Below are 20,228 nucleotides of genomic sequence, written 5' to 3' on the forward strand. Positions count from 1 at the left end.
TGGATCCCCCGGCTAACGGGCCCCCCGACGAAGCTCCTTCAGGGCTGCCTTCAGGAGAGCTTCCTCGTTCATCCGATCGAAGTCCTCGCCCCTGGCTGCGCGAATCAGCCCCAGGACGGCACCGACATCCGGCTGAGAAAACCCCAGAGAGCGCAGGGCCTCCCCCACCGTGTCCACCGCTTGGGACGGCCGGGCCGGCTCGTTCCCCGGGGCCGGAACCGACTGCACGAGCGCCTCGGGCAAGAGGTTTCGAAGCTCGAAACACAGACGTTCGGCCGTCTTGCGCCCCACCCCGGGGGCCCGCATGAAGGCGGGGACATCGGAGAGGGATACGGCCCTCAGGATATCGTCCACCGAAAGCGCGGCCAGGATCGCCATGCCCGTACGGCCGCCGATCCCCTTGATCGTCGTCATCTTGAGGAAAAGCTCGCGCTCGCGCTCGTCCGCAAAACCGAATATCGAGGCGCCGGCCTCCGACACCTGCAAAAAAGTCGTAAGACGCACCCGCTCCCCGGGGCGGCAGAGCGCCAGAGCTCCCCGGGAACAGAGCACATCGAAGCCCAAGCCATGGACATCCAAAAGGACGGAGGCCTCGGTGACGCCGAGGACCTCTCCCGTGAGGCAGCGGATCACGGCTCCCCTCCCGAGGAGGAAAGCGCGAGCTCCGCCCCCGGAACGAGGCTCGAGCCATAGTAGGCCAGACCGGCCAGAGCCGCCGCAAGGGCATCGGCAGCGTCGTCGGGCGACGGGATCTCCTCGAGCCCCAAAAGGCGCTGGATCATCCGCTGCACCTGGGTCTTGTCGGCACCGCCCGTGCCACAGACGGCCAGCTTGATCTGACTGGGTTTGGGTTCGAGGACCGGAATGCCCCTCTGGGCCGCCAGGAGCATCACGACCCCTCGGGCCTGCCAGACGAATTCCGCCGTCGTGATGTTGCGCCCGAAGAAAAGGCGCTCCACAGACATGAAATGGGGGGCGCAGTGTTCGAGCTGCTCCCCCAAGGCCTCATAAATATGCAGGAGTCTGCGGGTGAACGGCATCCTTGGGCTCGTCTCGATACAGCCGAACTTCAGGACCCGCAGGCGGCTTCCCTGCTGCTCCACAATGCCGTACCCCACCCGGGCCAGGCCGGGGTCGATCCCCAGACAGACCCGCCCGCCGCTTGCGGAAACGGGCATCACTCCTCGAGCTGAGCGGCGACCTCGTCGGAAAGATCGAAGTTGGAATAGACGTTCTGAGTGTCGTCGTGCTCCTCGAGCACCTCGATCAGACGCATGATCTTCCGCGCCGTGTCAACGTCCGACACCTCGACGGGCGTCTTCGGGATCATGGAGGTCTCCGCGCTCTCGACCCCGTAGTTGGCCTTCTCGAGAGCCTCCTGAAGCGTATTGAGGTCCCCCGGCTCGCAATAGAGCGTGTATCCCTCGTCGCCGGGCTCCATATCCGTCATCCCCGCCTCGAGACCGCAGGACATCAGGGCGTCCTCGTCCAGCCCCTTGCCCTTGACCTCGACGACTCCCTTACGGTCGAACATCCAGGAGACGCTGCCGGCCTCCCCCATCTGCCCTCCGTTGCGCGTCAGCAGGGCCCGGATCTCCGGGGTCGTACGGTTGCGGTTGTCGGTCGTCACCTCGACCAGAACGGCGATGCCGTTCGGACCATAGGCCTCGTAGGTCAGCTCCTCGTAAGTGGCCCCCTCGATCTCGCCCGTCCCCCGCTTGATGCCGCGAATGATGTTGTCCATGGGGACGCTGACGGCCTTGGCCCTCTCGATCGCCGTCTTCAGGCGCATGTTCATCGCGGGGTCCCCGCCACCCTCCTTGGCCGCGATGATGATTGCACGCACCAGCTTCTGGAAAAGGTTGCCCCGCTTGGCATCCTGAGCGGCCTTACGATGCTTGATGTTAGCCCATTTGGAATGTCCCGCCAAAAAAATCACCTCATTGAGAATTAGGACCTCGTGCCTGTTCCGCAGCGAGGCCCGAAAATACAAGAAGTTCCCCCTCGGTTCCTCTATACGTCGGGAACGCAGACCGGCACGGGCCTGCGCTTGTGCTCGCTCTTGCTCCGCCTCTCCTCGATCCGTTCCCGGAGGGCGGGCTCCGCCTCGCCGGTCGCCAGGTAGCGATCCAGATCGTCGTAGGCTATGCCCATGTCCTGTTCGTCCGTCTGCCCCTCCCAGAACCCGGCGCTCGGGGCCTTTTTTACGATGCGTTCCGGCACGCCGAGATGGGCCGCCACGGCGCGCACCTCCCCCTTGAGAAGATCCGCGAGCGGCAAAAGGTCGGCGGCCGAATCCCCGAACTTCGTGAAGTAGCCCGTCACCACCTCCGCCTTGTTGCTCGTTCCGCAGACCAGCAGCGAACGGGACTGCGCCGCGGCATAGAGCGTCGACATCCGCAGCCGGGCCTTCAGGTTGGCGCGCGCCGGCTCGGAGAGCGCTCCGGTCTTCTCCAGTTCTTCGACGAGAGCCTCGTAGGCCGGAACGAGGTCCACGGTACCGCAGGGAATGTCGAGGGCATCCGCGACCAGCCGGGCGTCCTCGGCATCCGACGGCGCACTGTGACAGGGCATGATCAACGCCAGCATGGCCCGGCCGAACGCACGCCGCCCCAGGCCCGCGACGACCGCGGAATCGATGCCGCCGGACAGCCCGACGGCGATCCCTCTCGCCCCGGCCTCGGCCACACGCGCCCTCAGCCATTGCTCAATGAAACCGGCCAGCTTCGCCACATCACGGACATGCGCCAAACCTTACCCCTCCCCGACGGCAAAGACGATCTCCCGAAGCTTTATTATAGCGCACTTCGAGCCCCGCTTTCTCCCCGAAAGGCCAGACGCCCGCCAGCAAAAATCGCGGGCCGGAACAGCCGACCTTCCCGGCTCGTTCTTCCTTACGCCCTCGCCTGGCGATTCTTCTTCAGAAGTCACGCACGCCGCCGGACAGAAACGCGGCATAGGTGCGCCTCAACCCTTCTTCCAGCTCCGTCGAATGCCGCCAGCCCAGCCCATGCAGAAAGGAGACGTCCAACAGCTTGCGCGGCGTCCCGTCGGGCCTGGAGCGATCCCAGAGAAGCTCTCCCTCGTAGCCCACGACGTCGCGGACCTTCAGAGCGAGATCACGAATCGTCAGATCCGCCCCCGTCCCCACGTTCACGATGCGCGAGCCGTCATGGCGTTCCATGAGAAACAGGCAGGCATCCGCAAGATCGTCGACGTACAGGAATTCCCGCCTCGGCGTGCCCGTACCCCAGAGCGTCACCGAGGGGGCGCCCGTCCTCTTGGCGTCGTGCATCCTGCGGATCAGAGCGGGCAGGACGTGGGAATTTTCGAGCCCGAAGTTGTCCCCGGGACCATAGAGATTGGTGGGCATGACGGAGATGAAGTTCGTGCCGTACTGACGGTTGTAGGACTGACAAAGTTTGATCCCCGCGATTTTGGCGACGGCATAGGCCTCGTTGGTGGGCTCGAGCTCGCTCGTCAGCAAGGCGTCCTCGGCCATCGGCTGCGGAGCCAGCTTGGGATAGATGCAGGAGCTCCCCAGAAAGAGCAGCTTGCGGACCCCGTTTCGCCAACTCTCGTGAATCACGTTGGCCTCGACAATCAGATTTTCGTAGATGAAGTCCGCCGGGAAGGCGTCGTTGGCATGGATGCCCCCCACCTTCGCCGCAGCCAGAAACACGATCTCCGGGCGCTCGGCCTCGAAAAAGGCGCGAACTTCCGACTGGGAGCGCAGGTCCAGTTCTGAACGAGTCCTGAGGATCAAATTCCCAAACCCGGCTCGCTCCAGACGCCGCACCAGGGCCGACCCCACCAGGCCCCTGTGTCCGGCGACGTAAATTTTTGCCTCCCGCCCCATCATTCGTATCACTACTCCTCCAGCGCGCTGCGCACCTCGTATCCCGCTTCCCTCACCAGAACGTCCTTTCGGAAGAGCTCCAGGTCGTAGCGGACCATGCGCCGTACCAGATCCTCGAAGGTCACCCGACGCTTCCAGCCCAGAAGCCGCTCCGCCTTGGAGGGATCGCCCAACAGCAATTCCACCTCCGTAGGACGAAAATAGCGCGGATCGACCTCGACCAGAACGCGGCCCGTTCGGGCCTCCACTCCCTTTTCCTCGAGTCCGGTGCCGTGCCATTCGAGCTCCAGCCCCGCCTCCCGAAAGGCCAGATCGGCAAACTCGCGCACCGAATGCGTCTCCCCCGTCGCGACGACGAAGTCCTCCGGAACATCGTGCTGAAGGATGCGCCACATGGCCTCGACGTAATCCTCGGCGTGGCCCCAGTCCCGCTTGGCGTCCAGGTTGCCCAGCCAGGTTTTCTCCTGAAGGCCCAGGGCGATGCGGGCCGCAGCACGCGTTATCTTGCGCGTGACGAACGTCTCGCCGCGCAGCTCGGACTCGTGGTTGAACAGGATGCCGTTCGACGCGAAGATCCCGTAGGCCTCCCGGTAGTTGACCGTGATCCAGTAGGCGTAAAGCTTGGCCGCCGCATAAGGGCTGCGGGGGTAGAAGGGGGTGGTCTCCCTCTGCGGGGTCTCCTGCACCTTGCCGAACAACTCGCTGGTCGAAGCCTGATAGAAGCGTGTGTGCTTCTCCAGCCCCAGGATGCGTATGGCCTCGAGAAGCCTCAGAGTCCCCAGCGCGTCGGAGTTCGCCGTGTACTCGGGGGTCTCGAACGAGACCTTGACGTGGCTCTGCGCGGCAAGATTGTAGATCTCGTCGGGACGGACCTGCTGGATGATGCGGATCAGGTTGCTGGCGTCCGTCAGATCTCCATAATGCAGAAAAAAACGGGCGTCCTTCTCGTGCAGATCCTCGTAGAGATCGTCGATGCGGGCGGTGTTGAAGAGCGAGCTGCGGCGCTTGATGCCGTGTACCTCGTAGCCCTTGTTCAGCAGGAACGAGGCCAGATAGGCCCCGTCCTGCCCGGTGATTCCCGAGATCAGTGCCGTTTTCATCTAGTTTTCCTCATCTGCGATATCTCCTTTTTAAAAATACGGATGGCATTTCCAATCTTCCCAGTTCAATACATATATTTTTCGGATCGGAGCATCATCTTGTTGTCTTTTAACGTCGGCGTCGATAAAACCGCATCCCAGAGCGACCCGCCGCTTATGTAAAATAAGGGGGGAGAGCTCCATTCGCCATTCCAAAACAGCGATAAAAAGCCATCTCTACGCACATCCTGACGACGCTCAAAAATAGATGTCAGGGTTGGATAAATATTCAGCTGACTCAGCGTTCCCCTGACAGCCTCCGGACGTCGCACATGCTCCAGAACCCAGGGCTCTGTGCTGAAAAGAGTAAAGGGAACCAGCGCCTGTTCCAGATAACCGGTGCTGTGAGGTTCAATCTGCCCATCCTCCTGAAAACTTTGGCCATGATCCGACACCCATAAAATTGTGGTATCCGATAAAGTGAGAGGCTCATCTCCCAAGAGAGCAGCAAAAAATCCATCCACATTAAAACGAACGGCGTTTTTGAAGCTGTTCACGATCTCTCTGCGTTTGCCCAATGTATGCCGTTCTCCCTCTCTCAATTTCGGCAGATAGTGCTGATGTTCCTCCTTCTCACCGGGGTAACGGCCTTCGTAATGGACATGGGCCCCCCACTTTATCAAAACGACGAACAAGCCCTTCTCGTTTTTCAATCGCTCATGAAGAACCTCTGCAGCCTTGATATCCGCAAGCTTAGGGTTTGTGGAAAAATCCGACCACTTCAAGAGGACATCGTCGATATATTGCATGTCGTTCCTTCGAATGACAACATTCGGGAAATATCCCTGTAGGTCGATCAGAACCGTTTTATAGTGATTGCCCTTGGCGACCTGAAAGAGGGTAGGATATCGTAAAGAAAGCAATTCTTTGTCCGGTAATACGGTTACCCCAGTAAATATGGCCCCCTGAGAAAGCAAAGAATTGGTCCCAGCCGAAAGCGCTATCCCGTAATTCCACATATTCTCCGGCAAGGAACGGAGATACCCCGCCAAAACAGGGGTAGTATCGACCGAAGGATTGTTGATCGAGAGGTAATCCCCTCGAATGGACTCGTCAATCACCAAAAGAACGTTATCGTTTGGTTGCCCTCGCAGCATGGCTGGAACATACTCTTGTCTCGGTATCCTGTAATATTGAGCTTCGTCGTGATACTGCATAAAAAGATGCAGGCTGTTGGAAAGAGAGTCAAAAAAAACGTGACGGCTGGTGGGGTGCAGAAGATAAAAGAGGAAAAGGATCAATGCAGCTGTAGCCTCAATCCATCGACGACGTAAAGAGGCCGTCTTTTTCGAGGGGATTCCAGACGACCTCTTCAGCCCCTGAAAACATGCCAAGAGCACCACAACCAAGGCAGCGGGCACAACCCCTTTCAATAAACTTTCCGGGGACAAGACGGCAAGTATTGTCCCCGAAGCCATGCTCCAAGGTGTCGCCAAAAGGTTGCGTATGTCTTGCGCATCCGGAAATCGTTGCATAACCCCATAAAAAACATGATACGAGGCATTGAGCAGCAGCCAGCAGCCCCATTGTAGGAGAATGCCCACTTTGGGAACACCTCCAAGCAAAGTCAGAAAAGCTGCGGAAACGCTCAACAGGATCAAGATATGGACGGCCAAACGAAAAGCACCGATAGTCCAAGAATGATACTGAAAATAAAGGGTGAATTGATCGATATAGGCCTGACGAAAAAAGAAAAAATCGACCAAAGCATTCAGAAAGCAGAGCAAAAAACATTGTTTGAACATTTTTATCACAAAAAAACGCCCCCTGTATCCCACATCACTTGGACTTGAACAAAGAATATGAATTTGACGACAAACGAAATTCTCTCAGGGCTGCATTTGCCTTCGAGACCCCTTTGATCATGGAGGTCAAATCGAAACTGCGTGCCCGAAGCAAAAGCTTCAGAGCCGCCGCGATCATAAACAGCTTGAACTTGAACCTCAGCCAGAGCCGTTCGGCCCCTCGAACGTCGTCGTAAATGCAATCGAACAGCAGGTGGAAATTGTACCACTTCGACGCCGCCATGTTGATGATGTTCAGGCGTGCTCCTTTTGCCGCATGATGGCAAAGGGTCCCCAAAACGGAATTTATCAGTTTTTTATTCATTTTCGTATACAGATAATAGGACAGCGCCACGTCCTCTCCAAGGGCATAGCCTCCGAAACGCTGAAACTCCTCGGGGAAGCGGAGTCCGAGTTCATCAAAAACGTTCCTTCGAAAAGCCATGCTGCAGCCACTGAGCCACTCCACATCGATACCGTGGGCCTCGGGGCAGGTACTCCTGTTGTGCAGATACGAGGTCATGATGCGCGAACGAGAAGAAAGGCTGAAAGACTTATCGTCATTTGCCCCATCGATAGCTGCTACGTGAGGAATGTTGACCCCCCAGATCGCCCCATCACCAAAACTTTGGAGTAGCCCCTGCAAAGCATCGTTGGCGAGCTCGCTGTCATCATCGATGAACAACAGATACGCTACGTGGGGAAAAGACTTTAGTACATGCTCCACCGCATCGTTTCGTTGAGACGTCAATCCGGACCGGGGAGCCTTGAAGTATTCCAGGGAGAACGTCCATTTCCCGCTCTCCACAATCCTTCGGGTCCGCTCGTCGTCGCTGGCGTCCCAGACCACGCAGACAAAATCCCGGAACACCGATCGTTCCAGGCTGGAGAGCGCATATTGTTCGATCTCGTCGCTGCGGTTCTTCGTAGCTACGATCACGGCCAGAGAAACATCCACCACAGGCTGCCTCCTCCATAGTACATCCCCTGTTTTTAAAGCCCGCACGCCCTTCCCCTCGTCCCCCTCGTCCGGACTCAGACGCGTCCAAGGAAATCTCGGCCTTAAAAATTTTGCAACTGGCGAGACAAAACATCCCAGAGTTTGTCAAAAGAGCCCTCGAACGATCCGGAACTCTCGGCGCATAAAAGCCTGCCGTCACGATAGCGGGCATAGAGCTCCGACACCCCGAGCTTCTCGATCCAGCTCCTCCCCCAACATTTCAGGTGCATTTTGAGGATCGCCCCCCAGGCGGAGAGAGAGGGAAGCGATTTTTTATAGATTCGTCGATTCTCCCTCAACAGCCTTTGGGAATAGGCCGACGAGACCCCCGAGTTACGGAAGGCCGTCAACACCCGATCTACAGGCTGAAAACATACCCCGGACCGGAGAAAGCGCAACATCAAATCCCAGTCCCCCGAGACCCGAAACGAGGGGTCAAAGAACCCGCAGCGATCATAGACCGAGCGCGCGACGAAGGTGGCGGGATGTGCAATGCTCATGTGACTGAAAAGACGTCCGTGATCGCCCACGGGATAGACCGTCCATCGATGCCGAGCCTCGTCCACTACGGCCAGCTTCCCGTAGAACACGCCAGCTTCGGGATGCTCTCGACAGGCCTCGGCGACCGTCTCGAGCGCCCACGGCGCGTAAAGGTCGTCCGCATTGAGAATGCCCAGGACATTCCCGGTCGCGCGGGCCAGGCCTTTGTTGAAGGCGTCGTAGATCCCCTCGTCCGGCTCAAAGACGACGTGCGTCAAATGCGGCCGATAGCGCTCGATGATCTCCCGCGTCCCGTCCGTCGAGCCCCCGTCCACAACGATGTATTCCGACGCAGGGCAGGACTGTGAAAGGACGCTGTCCAGGCTCCGTTCGATCGTAGCAGCCGCGTTCAGGCAGACGGTGATGACGGAGAACCTTGGTGAAAACATGCTCATATCGACTCCTGGCTAAAGCAAAAGGCTCATTTCTCAGTAATCATTCGCAGAGGAGCCGGCAAAAAAGCTCCATGTAAGCTTCAACGGACCTTTCCTCGAAAAATGCTTCGGCCTGCCTCCGAAGCATTTCTCTTTCCATCGGCTGCCTCAGCGCCCTCTCGATCCCCTCGGCAAGAGCGTGCGCATCCTTTACCGGAACGAGATACCCGTACTTTCCGTCCTCAAGAATCTCGCGGATCCCTCCAGGAGCATCCGTCGCCACAGGGGTCGTTCCGACAGACAGAGCCTCGATCAACACCGTCGGAAGCCCCTCGTAAAAGGTAGAGAGGACCAAAGCGTCAGCCTCCCTCACAAACGGAAGCGGATTGTCGACCATGCCCACCCAGTCGATGTCCGAATCAACCCCCAATGCTCCGGCCTTACACTCCAGCCGAGCCCGATCCGGGCCATCTCCCAGAACGAGCAACCGAATCGGCATCGTTCGCCTGAGCAGAGAAAAAGCCTCCAGAAGCGTATCGAAGTCCTTTTCGGGACTCAGACGAGCGACAGCGGCCAAAACCGGAGTATCCTTATCCTTCAGCCAAGGATGCCCGCAGCACTCCGCACCCTTTTCCCTCAGGGTTCTGCCCACCACAGGATTGTAAATGAACTCCGCACAGGAGGCAGGAACGCGAAAACGCTCGACCAAATCCGACGCCACGGCAGAGGAGACGCCAACGACACAATCCGCTTTAGGATAAAAAAAACGGCACATCTGGGAAAAACAGAAACGAACCGGAACGATCTGACGCCTCAAGTGTTCGGAGAGCAAAGTATGCTCCGTTACGACGACCTTCGAGGGGCGTCCGGCAAAATAATTGGCCGCCAGCACGATGGAATTGTAGTGAGCCGTCAGCATCAGACACGGCCGGCTGCGCTTGATGTAACGCGTCAAACTCCGTACGGACGTGAAAAGTTTTCGGATGAAGATCGAGATCGCCCATGGGAGCAAAAATATATTCCTGCTTTTGAAGAGCCGATGAAACCCTCTGAGCGACTCGTAATAATGCCCCCCCTCAAGTTCCATAAGACAGACCCTTTTGTCGAGCCCAGCCTTCAGGGACTCTGACTGAGGCCCCGGAACAACGATATCGACAGGGAATCCCTGTCGCGCCAAAAGACCGGCTAGACGAACCATGATCCTCTCTGCGCCCCCGGGCCCCAGGGAGGCGAGCACGACGGCAATCCGCTTCTCTTTCATCTTTTCAGGAATCCTCTCAGGGAAACGTAAGCCGACTGAGCCATCAGCGCGTCAACGGACATTCCTTCATACAGCATGAAACGCGGCAGGGCCAGAAGCTTCTTATGCTCCCCTGCCGACAAACGGCCCGGCGAGGTCATCACGCATGTCGCGGCGTCAAGAGAACGCAAAACGGACTCTGCCTCCTCGGTAAAAAGGCCGTAGGCATAAGCATAATGCACAGGAGTGCATCCGGTATGCCGAGCGATTTTCTCTCCGGCCAAAACGAACTCCTCACGGATAACCTCCCGGGGAACCGTCTGCAGGTTCAGATGACGATGCCCGTGATTTCCCAACCCGGCCAGGGGATGGAGATGAAGCTCCCGGACGTCGTTCCAGGTCAGAAAAAGCTCCTTCAGGTTCTCGATCTCATACCCGTTTTCCGCACATATTTCCCCAATATAGGTCTCAGCCCCCAAAGACGATTGCAAGGCCGCGGCTCGCCCCCTCATGAAAGCGTCGTTCTTCTCGGCCGGGCTTTCAAGAGAAATCGCGTTTCCTCTCCAGAGGATCGACCTCCGCGCGGAAAGCAGGCCTTCCAGGGCGTACCACCAGGGAATGTGGTCCCCATCAATGAAGGCCGTGCTCAAATAGACCGTGAAGGGCACGTCATGCCTTTCAAAGACCGACAGCCCCTCGGTCAGATTATCCCGATACCCATCGTCCAGAGTGACGACAAGGGAACGGGAAGGTAAAGCACATTCCTCCACCAAGGCGGAATGGAGCTGCGACAGCGACAGAAAGGCGAACCCTCTACGCTTGGCTTCAGAGAAGAAGCGGTCCAAGTACTGCGGGGAGACCTTCATGTCCTCGTTAGGTGAAAGCCGCAGCGGGTCTCTTTCTCCAATGCGATGGAGCATGAGGCAAAAAACATCGTTCGCCATAAGGCGGTGGACGACCGACATTGCTAGGGGACTGGAGAGCCCCTTCAGAAACCATCGTCCGAGCGTGCTCTTCATTTTCGGGCGAAAATCCCAATGGTCATCGTGTAATCCTCGTCATAAAAATCCAACAGACCGGCGTCCGCCACATCCTCGACAGAAAGCCCGTCCAAAAACGCCTTGGCCACAAAAACGTTCCCATACCCCTGAACGACGACCTCTCCAAAACTTTCCGCAAACAACCGCTCGGCGGACCGCGTCGTAAAGCGCCAAAAATCTCCCCAGCGGTCCATGTCGTAACGGCTGATCTGGGATATACCGCTCACCGTCGCCAGCAGAACCCCTCCCGGGGTCAGAAGTCTACAGGCACCTTGCACCGCCCCTGCCAAATCGTAGATGAAATTGAACGTCTGGGTACAGATGAAACAATCGGCAAGGGCTTCGGGAAGCGAGTCCGGCCGGGAAAGATCACCCGTTACCGTTGCGGTATCCGACGACGGGTCGACGTGCAGAATATGGGAAACGAAATCGTTGCCAAATTTTCGCGTGTAGCTGTCCCCTGCAACCTCCAGAACCCTGCCCGTAATGCATGAAGCATGTTCCTCAAGAAACTTTTCGATGTAATAGCGGTCCAGAGGCATCCCCCTGTCGAATCCGAAGAGACGGCTCACCGGTTCCAGACGTCTGCCCTCAAAAACAACTTGAGGTGGATTGGAAAAACAAGCTCTCAACTTTCTCGCTATCCGGGAAACGATTCGCACCGCCCTCACCCTCTCATCGACGTCACGTTGGGAACGGACCCACTAAAGCCTCTCGTTGACCGCAAAAATATTGACCTGCCAGGGCATGTCCCCACACTCGAAGGGAGATGAGGCGGAATTCCCCAAGGGAGCGAGCCGATAATGGAAACCAGCCTCGTCCAAGGTCTCTAGAATATGCCCCAGCGTCCCCGTTCCCCAGGAATGGTACTCGCAAAAAAGACGGCAGACGCGGTTCAATACAGGCTTCAAAGAGGGTAAAACAATCGACTCTGCTCCTTCGATATCCATTTTCAAGAGATCCACGCGCTTTTCGTCCGCCAGAAGTTCCGCCAGCTCGACGCTGGAGACCCTGCGCATTGCCTCTCCTGTCGCCACACGTCCTCCATCGGCTCCGTCCGAATCGAAAGCCACGCCATCCGAATGCACCCAAACCGCAGCCTTATGCAGGGCGACTCCCGTCATAAGCCCATTACGAGCGAGGTTCCGATGCAGATAGCCGAACACGTTTTCATCCGGTTCAAAAGCGGTCATCCTAGCATCCGGATACAGCATCTTGAAGTAGGCGGCGCTTACCCCTACATTAGCCCCGCAGTCGTAAACGACGGGACAAGAGTGGGCACAACGAAAAAAATAAGAGCTGTTCCTGAATATATCCACGTATTGCCAGAAAAAGCTGGGAGCGTCGGGCACATCAAAGACGAGACCCTTAAACTGTACGTTCGACAGCGGACGGTGACGCTCCCGCCGCGCACATGCAGAATAAAGCCGCAGAAACTCCCTGCCCTCCGCCGTCGCCAGATACCCCAAACGTCTCCATATTTTTGCAAACATCGTTCACTCACCTGACATGGCGTTTCAGCACGCAATTTGTCATTTCCTCTTCTCCGCCACGACGCGCACCTGTGTCCAGGTCGTCTCCCATCTTGCGTACAGCCGGCAGCACAGATCGAAAAAACGGCGTCCGCCACAAGCCAGCAGACGATAATGGGGAGGCTACTTGTGACGGTACGGCTTCGACTCCAGAACATGAAAACCGGCTCGGGTAATGCTTCTTCATTCAAGCCCATCCTCTCGAGAGCGCTTCCAAAGATAGATCACTTAGCTCCCTCCGCCCCCATCAGAAGACGGCAAAGCTTGCGCAGGGCACGAACCCATAAGGGCGGAGGCAGCATTCTGTTCAGCGCACGTCCGACCGCTCGCAGGATCTCCCCATCAACCTGAACACGAACCTTTTTCAGCGGTTCATGAGCACCTGCCAGCTCTCCATTGAAAAGGGCTCCTCTCGAATCCGGGGCACTACAGTGAACTCCCGTTCCGTCAAAACCGATGTTCTCCAGCAGGGATTTCGAGGGATACAGGCCCTTTCGGTCCAGAAGAAAATTCGTCGCGTACCAGCGTATCGCCCAGGAGTCGACCTTCCCCAGTGCCTGCTGTTTCAAAAGCCGCGTATAAGGATAATGGCCACCCAGATCAAATTTGAAGGACGAATTTTCGGAACGGATGCGCGCCAGCAACCGCGAGCCGTCCGGCTCAAAATCCCGCCAGGCCCGGCTCCAAGTCCCCCATCCCCAACACCCCAGGGAGGGCAGAAAATAGCTCTGCGGCAAAGAGGGAAGGCCCAGCGGATAGATATGCCCCTGAATCGTGGCAACATCCGCATCGTCCCGGTAAAGGTCCAACCCCTCATTCATGTGATCGAGGAAGTGCGGGACCGTCACCATATCGTCCTCCAGCACGATGACCTCACCGTACTCCTCCACGACCTGAGTGACCCCGGAAATTACCGAGGCGGCAAGCCCTTGATTTTCAAACCTTTTAATCACCTCGATGGAGGCAAAGCCCTCTATGGAATCGACGTACCGCCGAACCGCCTCCACCGCGGGCCGAGCCAGGTCATTCTTGGCCCCATCGGAGAAGACAAACAAACGGCTTTGTGGCGCCAGGCGATTCGCGAGCAAGGCCTCGACCGTTTTGCGCGTGTGCTCGGGACGGTTGTAGACAAAGAGGACTACCGGCGCAAGAGAGTCCTTCAGCTTGACCATCTCCCAATATAGAGAGTTAACGGCAAATTCCCGACTAAATACCCAAACAACCACTATGTCAAGAAACCTAGCTCATTAAGACAAAACTTTCCTTTGAGCTATTTAATGCCTGGCAAAGACATCGAGACAGCAACATAGTTAGAGTACTGAAAATTATCCATGACTGGATAATAGCATCTTCGACAAAGTCCCTTCGGCATGAGCTTACAAACTATGAAGCCTCTGGATTCAAACAGTCTATAAAGAGACCGCAAAGAGGTCATCGAATCGATACCGGCCCCCCCATATTCGAACTGAATCAGATCGATGAAATCTGGGCGCAGAAAACCTCCCAGCCCCTCCAAGACCTTCAATTCATGCCCTTCAACGTCCACTTTCAGCAAATGGATATGTTTGATCCCATGAGACTTGATGTAACTCTCAAGCGTGATTGTTTTTACCTCCAAAAAAGAATTCGCATCAACCCCACACGAGGCAGGATCTCTTCGATAAAAAGAGGCCAAAGTATTCTGCGGGTCCGCAAACCAAAGTGACCGAGTTTCCTCCTCATCGGAAACAGCAGCTTCATTGATGTGCACCGTTTTGTTGTCGATAAAGACATCACGCAACTCAGCAGCGCAACTTGGCAACGGCTCAAAAAGATGTCCTTCTGCATCGGGAAACTGCTTCAAAAGCATTTGGGAGTATTTCCCCATATTAGCGCCAACATCAAAAAAAATAAAAGGTTCCTTTTGTTCCTCAAACGGTAAATGCGACAGAAAATACCCTTCTCCGTTACTCTCAAAATTACAGTCGTTAAGGTTTTCGGCCCATGCATACAAGCGCCAAGCCACTTTTTTTAAAAAAGAACGCAGGGGAAATTTTCCAAGCATATATTTTCAGCCCTTTTACTTATAATTTATTTTCAACAAATTGATCTCTTGTCGTTTTTAAGGACCACCAATCCTCAAAAACAAAAGCGCCTAGTCTCTTCTCCGGGGCATAGGGCGACATACAAAACCGACCAGAAATTTCAAAAGCAAACGCTGGAGCCCGTGAGGGTTCCACAAGCATTTCTCTTTGAAACAAATAAGCGCGGAGCCTTACTTGGTAAACTCCATTATTCAGCATTGATGTCGGCAACCGTACACTTACTTGACAAAGACCTTCCAAAACAGGCAATTCGCCTTCGGTTCCCATTTGATCCGTCTGATAACTGTACCAAAGCAGAGTTCCGTTTTCGTCATAAAGGGCGTAGCCGACCTCCAACGCCGGATCCGGTATTTCCGCCACTCCCTCGATCTCCACCCAGACCTTGTCCTTGCGTTCGACGGCTCCCGAAACCGCCTTTCCGTCCTCCCCATAGAGCCCGAAGCGCAGCGGCTTGAACCAGGGGTTCTCGAAAAGGTCGCCCGGGTTCCTCCACTCGGCGACCTCAGTGGCTTCCCTGGAGACGTTCAGGTATTCCCGCACCCCCGCGGAGACATCCGGCGTGTCGAGCGCCACCCGGCCCCGGTCCAGACACACCACCCGGTTGCAGAGCTGGGAGACGGCACTCATGTTGTGGCTCACGAACAGGATCGTTCGGCCCTGCTTGTGGCTCACCTCGTCCATCTTGCCCATGCACTTCTTCTGAAACTCCGCGTCCCCCACCGCGAGGACCTCGTCGATCATCAGGATCTCCGTGTCCAGGTGAGCGGCCACGGCGAAGGCCAGGCGCACGTACATCCCGCTGGAGTAGCGCTTGACGGGCGTGTCCAGAAACTTCTCCACCCCCGCGAAGTCCACGATGGCGTCGAAATTCCTTCGGATCTCCGCCTTGCTCATCCCGAGGATGGCGCCGTTCAGATAGATGTTCTCGCGACCGGTCAGCTCGGGATGAAAGCCCGTCCCCACCTCCAGCAGGCTCGCGACGCGCCCTTTCAGGGACACGCGTCCGGTCGTGGGCTCCGTGATGCGGCTCAGGATCTTGAGCAACGTCGACTTTCCCGCCCCGTTGCGCCCGATGATCCCGACGCGCTCCCCCTCCTTCACGTCGAAGGAGAGGTCCGACAAGGCCCAGAACTCCTCCAGGGCGGGGTTCCCCCCTCCTGTTCCCCCGGAAAAAGGATGGCGAATGCGCCGTCCCAGCCCCTTGACCCGATCGACCAGGACATCGCGCAGCGCGATATAACGCTGGGGCGACCTATGCGCCAGCAGATACTTCTTTCCCAATCCCTCGATCTTGATGACCGTGTTCGACATAGGCAATCGTTCCCCTCACCTCAGATAAAATCCGCGAAGAAACGCTCGGTGCGGCGGAAGAACCAGACCCCGCTGACGAACGCGGCGACGGAGACCACCGTCGAGATCAGGAAACCCGGCAGGTAGATCGAGCCCGCCGTCCCCTGGACGCACCACCGAAATCCATCGATCACGCCGACCGTCGGATTGAGGCTGTAGAGCAACCGCCAGCGGTCCGGCACCACGGAGCTGGAGAAACCGACGGGCGAAACGTAAAGGCCGAACTGCACCAGAAACGGGACGATATAGCGGAAGTCCCGGTACTTGACGTTAAGGGCGGAAAGCCAGAACCCCGCCCCCAGGGCGGCCAGAGTGGCCAGCAGAAAGAAAAACGGCATGAAAAGGATCGAAAAGGAGGGGGCGAATCCGTACCACAGCATCAGGAGCCCCAAGAGCGCCAGAGAGATCAGGAAATCCACGGCGCTGACGATGACCGAGCTGGTCGGCACGATCAGGCGCGGAAAGTACACCTTGCTGATCAGGCGCGACTCCGCGATAAGGGAGTTCGAGCTCTCCTGCATGGCGTTGGCGAAGTACTGCCACGGCAGCATCGCGGAGAACACCAAAATGGGATAGGGCACACCCTCGCTGGGCAGCTTGGCCAGCCGGCCGAACACGAGGGTGAACACCACCATGGTCAGAAAGGGGCGGATCACGCTCCAGGCGATGCCGATGATGGTCTGTTTGTAGCGCACCAGGATGTCGCGCCAGGCCAGAAAGTAAAACAACTCCCGATAGCGCAGGAGCTCACGGAAGAAGGCCCCCGTCGTCCGGTTCGGCTCGATGATCAGATCGAAGCCGTCCATGGATTTGTCCGCCATTTAACCTGCATCCCTCACTTGTTCTCGCAGCATTTCGTCCCGTTCGCCCCAGACGAACAGGGACTCCTCGGGACACAAGGTCCCCCGAAGCGTTTCGTATTCCTCCGGGGTCAACACGAGCGCACGGATCTTTCGGGCAATCATCCCCTCCACGATCTCGATCAATCCGCCCAGATACTGGCGATCGACCTCACCGACCAGAACCAGGTCGATGATCCCGCTGTCGATCCCATGCGCGTAGTCCCCCGTGATCAGCGCAAGTCGGACACTCCCCAGACGTTCGACGATCCCCTCCACCACTTGGTCGATCCCCAGCACCTTGCGCACGATGCGCTGCAGCTCCGGAAAGAGAGGGTGCGTCTTGCAGGCCCGAAAGGTGCGTTTTCTCCCCTGCTCGGGGACCTCCTCGAGAAATCCCGCGGAGCACAGACGATTCAGCTCCACGCGCACGGCATTGGTGGACTCCCCGAACTCCTCGGCCAGTCCCCGAAGGTAGGCCGTGACGTCGGGATTCAAGAAAAATTTCAAAAGCAATTTGATGCGGGTCTTGGAGGATATCAACGATTCTATCATCATACGAGTAATTTTATTACTCGTAAATGATCTTGTCAAAGGCTTCGACAAAATATCCATCGGCCAAAACGAGGTAGGTTATAATGGGATTCAAGCTCAATCCGCCGCATAGCGCGAAAGGAGAAACCCACTTTGAACAAATGGAAAAACTTCGTTCCCGGCCTGTTCCTCTCCATCGCCATCGCCGCACTCGCATGGTTTTGCGGCCGCAGGCTGCCCGTCGTCGGCGCCCCGGTTTTCGGCATCCTCTTCGGGATGCTGGTCGCCCTGTGCGGCAGCTTTCCCGTCCTGAAAGAGGGGACGCGCTTCGCCTCCAAAAGGCTGCTTCAGCTCTCCGTCATCCTGCTGGGCTTCGAGATGAACATGAGGAACGTCCTGGCGGTCGGGAGCGAGTCGCTGATGGTCATGGCCTTTACCCTGACGGCGGCGTTCCTCTCCGCCTGGGCCATGCAGAGGGTCCTTCGGCTCGATTCCGTCACCGCCACCCTGATCGGTGTAGGCACCGCGATCTGCGGCGGCTCGGCGATAGCGGCCACGGCCCCCGTGATCGACGCGAAGGACAAGGACATCGCCCACTCCATATCCACCATCTTCCTCTTCAACATCGTGGCGGTCTTCGCCTTTCCCGCGTTCGGACACCTCCTGCAGATGAGCGACCAGGGCTTCGGCATTTGGGCCGGAACGGCGGTCAACGACACCTCCTCCGTTCTCGCGGCGGGGTACGCCTACAGCGATGCGGCCGGGAAACTCGCGACGATCGTCAAGCTGACGCGCACCCTCATGATCATCCCCATCACCTTCGGACTCTCCCTCTACGTCGCCCGCACCCGGAAGGGCACCGCGAACTTCAGCCTCGCCAAGGCCTTCCCCTGGTTCGTCCTGGGATTCGTGGCGGCCTCGCTTCTCCACACGGCGGGGATCGTGAGTCCCGACATCTCCCGTGCCCTGACGCTCTCCGGAAAGTTCCTCATCGTCGCCGCCATGGCCGCCATCGGGCTCAACACCCATCTGGGCAAGCTCCTGGCCAACGGACTGAAACCCATCCTCATGGGCCTGGTCTGCTGGATCAGCCTGGCCGCGACCTCCCTGATCGTCCAGCACTTTCTGAGATTGCTATAGAAAATCCCAGCGACAAAAGTCCCCCGGAAGGAGCTCCTTCCGGGGGACTTTCGCCGCCTTAAAAATTTTTTCTGCGTCTACAGCCCTGCGGCCTTGCGAAGGGCGTCGGCGCGATCCGTCCTCTCCCAGCCCGGCAAGGTGGGAAGGTCGATCCGCCCCATGTGCCCGTAAGCGGCCAACGCCTTGTACTGGGGCTTGCGCAGATCGAGATCGCGGATGATCGCCGCCGGACGAAAATCGAAATGGGAGCGCAGCAGCTCCACGATCTTCTCGTCCCCGATCCTGCCCGTCCCGAAGGTGTTCACGTTCAGGGACACCGGCTCGGCAACGCCGATGGCGTAGGCCACCTGAATCTGGCACTCGTCGGCGATCCCCGCGGCCACGATGTTCTTCGCGGCATAGCGCGTCATGTAGGCTCCGCTGCGGTCCACCTTGGTGGGGTCCTTCCCGGAAAACGCCCCGCCGCCGTGGGGGACCCAGCCGCCGTAGGTATCGACGATGATCTTGCGCCCGGTCAGGCCGGTGTCGGCCATGGGACCGCCCTTGACGAAACGCCCCGTGGGGTTCACGAAAATGCGCGTCTCGGAGTCCATCAAATGGCTCGGCACGATGGGATTGATCACGTTCTCGATGATGTCCGAGCGGATCTCCTTCAGGGTCGCCTCGGGGTGGTGCTGGGCGGAGACCACGATGGTGTCGGCATGGACGGCCTTTCTGCCCTCGTAGCGCAGGGAGACCTGCGTCTTGCCGTCCGGACGAAGATAGGAGATCGTGCCGTCGCGGCGCACCTTGGTGAGCTGGCGCGCCAGGTTGTGAGCGAGGGCGATGGGCATCGGCATGAACTCCTCGGTCTCGTTGCAGGCATAGCCGAACATCATTCCCTGGTCGCCGGCGCCGATCTTCGCGATGTCCTCCTCGGAAAGTTTCTTCTCGCGCACCTCGATGGCATTGTCGACGCCCTGGGCGATATCCCCGGACTGCTCGTCGATGGCCGTCAGGACCGCGCAGGTCTCGCCGTCGAACCCATATTTGGCGCGGGTATAGCCGATGTCCTGGACGATCTCACGCGCCAGCTTGGGAATATCGACGTAGGTGCGGGTCGTGATCTCGCCGGAGACCATCACCAGCCCCGTGGTGCAGAGCACCTCGCAGGCCACGCGCCCGTTGGGATCGTCCTTCAGGATCGCGTCCAGGATGCCGTCCGATATCTGATCCGCCACCTTGTCCGGATGTCCCTCGGTCACGGACTCCGAGGAGAAGATAAACTTTTCCTTGTCTGCCATTGTCCCTTACCTCCTGAAAATATAGCGAAGCTATTTGCGCACGCGTCGGAAAAAATTCGGAGAAAACAGCCCCCCGGCTCCCAAACGGGGGATTGACCGCCATACAAAAGGCACCCTTCCCTCCAAGGAAGAGTGCCTGTCCGCGTCCTGCTCTTCCTCTCATCATCCAGCCTTGCCGGGCTGCTGGTATTGGCACCTGATCTGACAGGTTGCCGGGCTTCATCGGGCCAGTCCCTCCACCTCTCTCGATAAGAGATCGTCTTGTTTTTAGGCCGGCACATTTTGGCCGACACATTATTATAACCTTTTGAAGGGCACCGTCAAGTTATATTTTCGCATTGTGTCGCCGGACTGTGATAATGTCATCCCTTAGCGGGACCGAGAGAATGTCACCCCCTCAGGACAGGAGCCTCTTGGATAATGGAGGCATGAGGAATTCAGGTGACTTGAAATTGCCCGTCAAGCAAGCGCGCAAGGTATTCGTCCTGGA

Annotated in this window: 20 protein-coding genes and 1 riboswitch; of the genes, 1 reads left to right on the forward strand and 19 read right to left on the reverse strand. The window is 57.7% G+C overall.

What is annotated here, in order from left to right; translation table 11 throughout:
* Positions 1 to 12 precede the first annotated feature (12 nt).
* The 18 genes from ruvA to EII26_RS01605 all read right to left on the reverse strand — a co-directional run bounded on the left by ruvA (position 13) and on the right by EII26_RS01605 (position 17,339).
* Positions 13 to 633, reverse strand: a complete 621-nt coding sequence (gene ruvA, locus EII26_RS01520; RefSeq protein WP_124887363.1) for a Holliday junction branch migration protein RuvA — start codon at positions 631 to 633, stop codon at positions 13 to 15.
* Complete coding sequence (gene ruvC / locus EII26_RS01525) at positions 630 to 1,178, reverse strand: crossover junction endodeoxyribonuclease RuvC (RefSeq protein WP_124887364.1); 549 nt, start codon at positions 1,176 to 1,178, stop codon at positions 630 to 632. The genes ruvA and ruvC overlap by 4 nt, the downstream gene beginning before the upstream one ends.
* Positions 1,178 to 1,930 carry a YebC/PmpR family DNA-binding transcriptional regulator gene (locus tag EII26_RS01530; protein ID WP_124887365.1) on the reverse strand — a complete coding sequence of 251 codons (753 nt, stop codon included), beginning with the start codon at positions 1,928 to 1,930 and terminating at the stop codon, positions 1,178 to 1,180. Before EII26_RS01530 ends, ruvC begins: the two co-directional genes overlap by 1 nt.
* An 83-nt stretch (positions 1,931 to 2,013) precedes the next feature.
* Positions 2,014 to 2,751: an NAD(+) synthase gene (gene nadE, locus EII26_RS01535; RefSeq protein ID WP_124887366.1), complete on the reverse strand. Its 738-nt coding sequence runs from the start codon at positions 2,749 to 2,751 to the stop codon at positions 2,014 to 2,016.
* Between the two features lie 169 nt (positions 2,752 to 2,920).
* Positions 2,921 to 3,862: a GDP-L-fucose synthase gene (fcl, locus tag EII26_RS01540; RefSeq protein WP_274703308.1), complete on the reverse strand. Its 942-nt coding sequence runs from the start codon at positions 3,860 to 3,862 to the stop codon at positions 2,921 to 2,923.
* A gap of 8 nt (positions 3,863 to 3,870) precedes the next feature.
* Positions 3,871 to 4,959, reverse strand: coding sequence for a GDP-mannose 4,6-dehydratase (gene gmd / locus EII26_RS01545; protein WP_124887367.1), 1,089 nt, complete (start codon positions 4,957 to 4,959; stop codon positions 3,871 to 3,873).
* 65 nt (positions 4,960 to 5,024) lie between these two features.
* The gene (locus tag EII26_RS01550; RefSeq protein ID WP_233572537.1) at positions 5,025 to 6,743 is read right to left on the reverse strand and encodes a sulfatase-like hydrolase/transferase; all 1,719 of its coding nucleotides are present in this window, start codon (positions 6,741 to 6,743) and stop codon (positions 5,025 to 5,027) included.
* A gap of 34 nt (positions 6,744 to 6,777) precedes the next feature.
* Positions 6,778 to 7,740, reverse strand: a complete 963-nt coding sequence (locus EII26_RS01555) for a glycosyltransferase (protein ID WP_158612091.1) — start codon at positions 7,738 to 7,740, stop codon at positions 6,778 to 6,780.
* A 104-nt stretch (positions 7,741 to 7,844) separates the two neighbouring features.
* Positions 7,845 to 8,711, reverse strand: coding sequence for a glycosyltransferase family 2 protein (locus EII26_RS01560; protein WP_158612092.1), 867 nt, complete (start codon positions 8,709 to 8,711; stop codon positions 7,845 to 7,847).
* Positions 8,712 to 8,757: 46 nt separating this feature from the next.
* Positions 8,758 to 9,957 carry a glycosyltransferase gene (locus EII26_RS01565; protein WP_124887371.1) on the reverse strand — a complete coding sequence of 400 codons (1,200 nt, stop codon included), beginning with the start codon at positions 9,955 to 9,957 and terminating at the stop codon, positions 8,758 to 8,760.
* Complete coding sequence (locus EII26_RS01570) at positions 9,954 to 10,802, reverse strand: polysaccharide deacetylase family protein (RefSeq protein WP_158612093.1); 849 nt, start codon at positions 10,800 to 10,802, stop codon at positions 9,954 to 9,956. The genes EII26_RS01565 and EII26_RS01570 overlap by 4 nt, the downstream gene beginning before the upstream one ends.
* Before the next feature lie 149 nt (positions 10,803 to 10,951).
* Positions 10,952 to 11,548, reverse strand: a complete 597-nt coding sequence (locus tag EII26_RS01575) for a methyltransferase domain-containing protein (protein ID WP_199735013.1) — start codon at positions 11,546 to 11,548, stop codon at positions 10,952 to 10,954.
* Positions 11,549 to 11,680: 132 nt separating this feature from the next.
* Positions 11,681 to 12,469 carry an FkbM family methyltransferase gene (locus tag EII26_RS01580; protein WP_124887373.1) on the reverse strand — a complete coding sequence of 263 codons (789 nt, stop codon included), beginning with the start codon at positions 12,467 to 12,469 and terminating at the stop codon, positions 11,681 to 11,683.
* Between the two features lie 263 nt (positions 12,470 to 12,732).
* Positions 12,733 to 13,680, reverse strand: coding sequence for a glycosyltransferase (locus EII26_RS01585; RefSeq protein WP_124887374.1), 948 nt, complete (start codon positions 13,678 to 13,680; stop codon positions 12,733 to 12,735).
* 98 nt (positions 13,681 to 13,778) lie between these two features.
* A complete protein-coding gene (locus EII26_RS01590; RefSeq protein ID WP_124887375.1) occupies positions 13,779 to 14,552 on the reverse strand; it encodes an FkbM family methyltransferase in 774 nt (257 codons plus the stop codon).
* 19 nt (positions 14,553 to 14,571) lie between these two features.
* Entirely contained in the window at positions 14,572 to 15,903 is a 1,332-nt protein-coding gene (locus tag EII26_RS01595; RefSeq protein WP_124887376.1) for an ABC transporter ATP-binding protein, read from the reverse strand.
* 20 nt (positions 15,904 to 15,923) lie between these two features.
* Entirely contained in the window at positions 15,924 to 16,763 is an 840-nt protein-coding gene (locus EII26_RS01600) for an ABC transporter permease (protein ID WP_124887377.1), read from the reverse strand.
* Positions 16,764 to 17,339 carry an ArsR family transcriptional regulator gene (locus tag EII26_RS01605; protein WP_342447293.1) on the reverse strand — a complete coding sequence of 192 codons (576 nt, stop codon included), beginning with the start codon at positions 17,337 to 17,339 and terminating at the stop codon, positions 16,764 to 16,766.
* Positions 17,340 to 17,468: 129 nt separating this feature from the next.
* On the opposite strand from EII26_RS01605, the gene EII26_RS01610 reads away from it, so the two are divergent.
* Entirely contained in the window at positions 17,469 to 18,455 is a 987-nt protein-coding gene (locus EII26_RS01610) for a YeiH family protein (RefSeq protein WP_124887378.1), read from the forward strand.
* A 77-nt stretch (positions 18,456 to 18,532) separates the two neighbouring features.
* Here EII26_RS01610 and metK read toward each other — a convergent pair whose 3' ends face one another.
* A complete protein-coding gene (metK, locus tag EII26_RS01615) occupies positions 18,533 to 19,738 on the reverse strand; it encodes a methionine adenosyltransferase (protein ID WP_124887379.1) in 1,206 nt (401 codons plus the stop codon).
* A 156-nt stretch (positions 19,739 to 19,894) separates the two neighbouring features.
* Positions 19,895 to 19,993, reverse strand: a riboswitch (SAM riboswitch).
* Positions 19,994 to 20,228: the final 235 nt, after the last annotated feature.

This window comes from Fretibacterium sp. OH1220_COT-178, from assembly GCF_003860125.1.
In the GTDB taxonomy this organism is placed as follows: domain Bacteria; phylum Synergistota; class Synergistia; order Synergistales; family Aminobacteriaceae; genus CAJPSE01.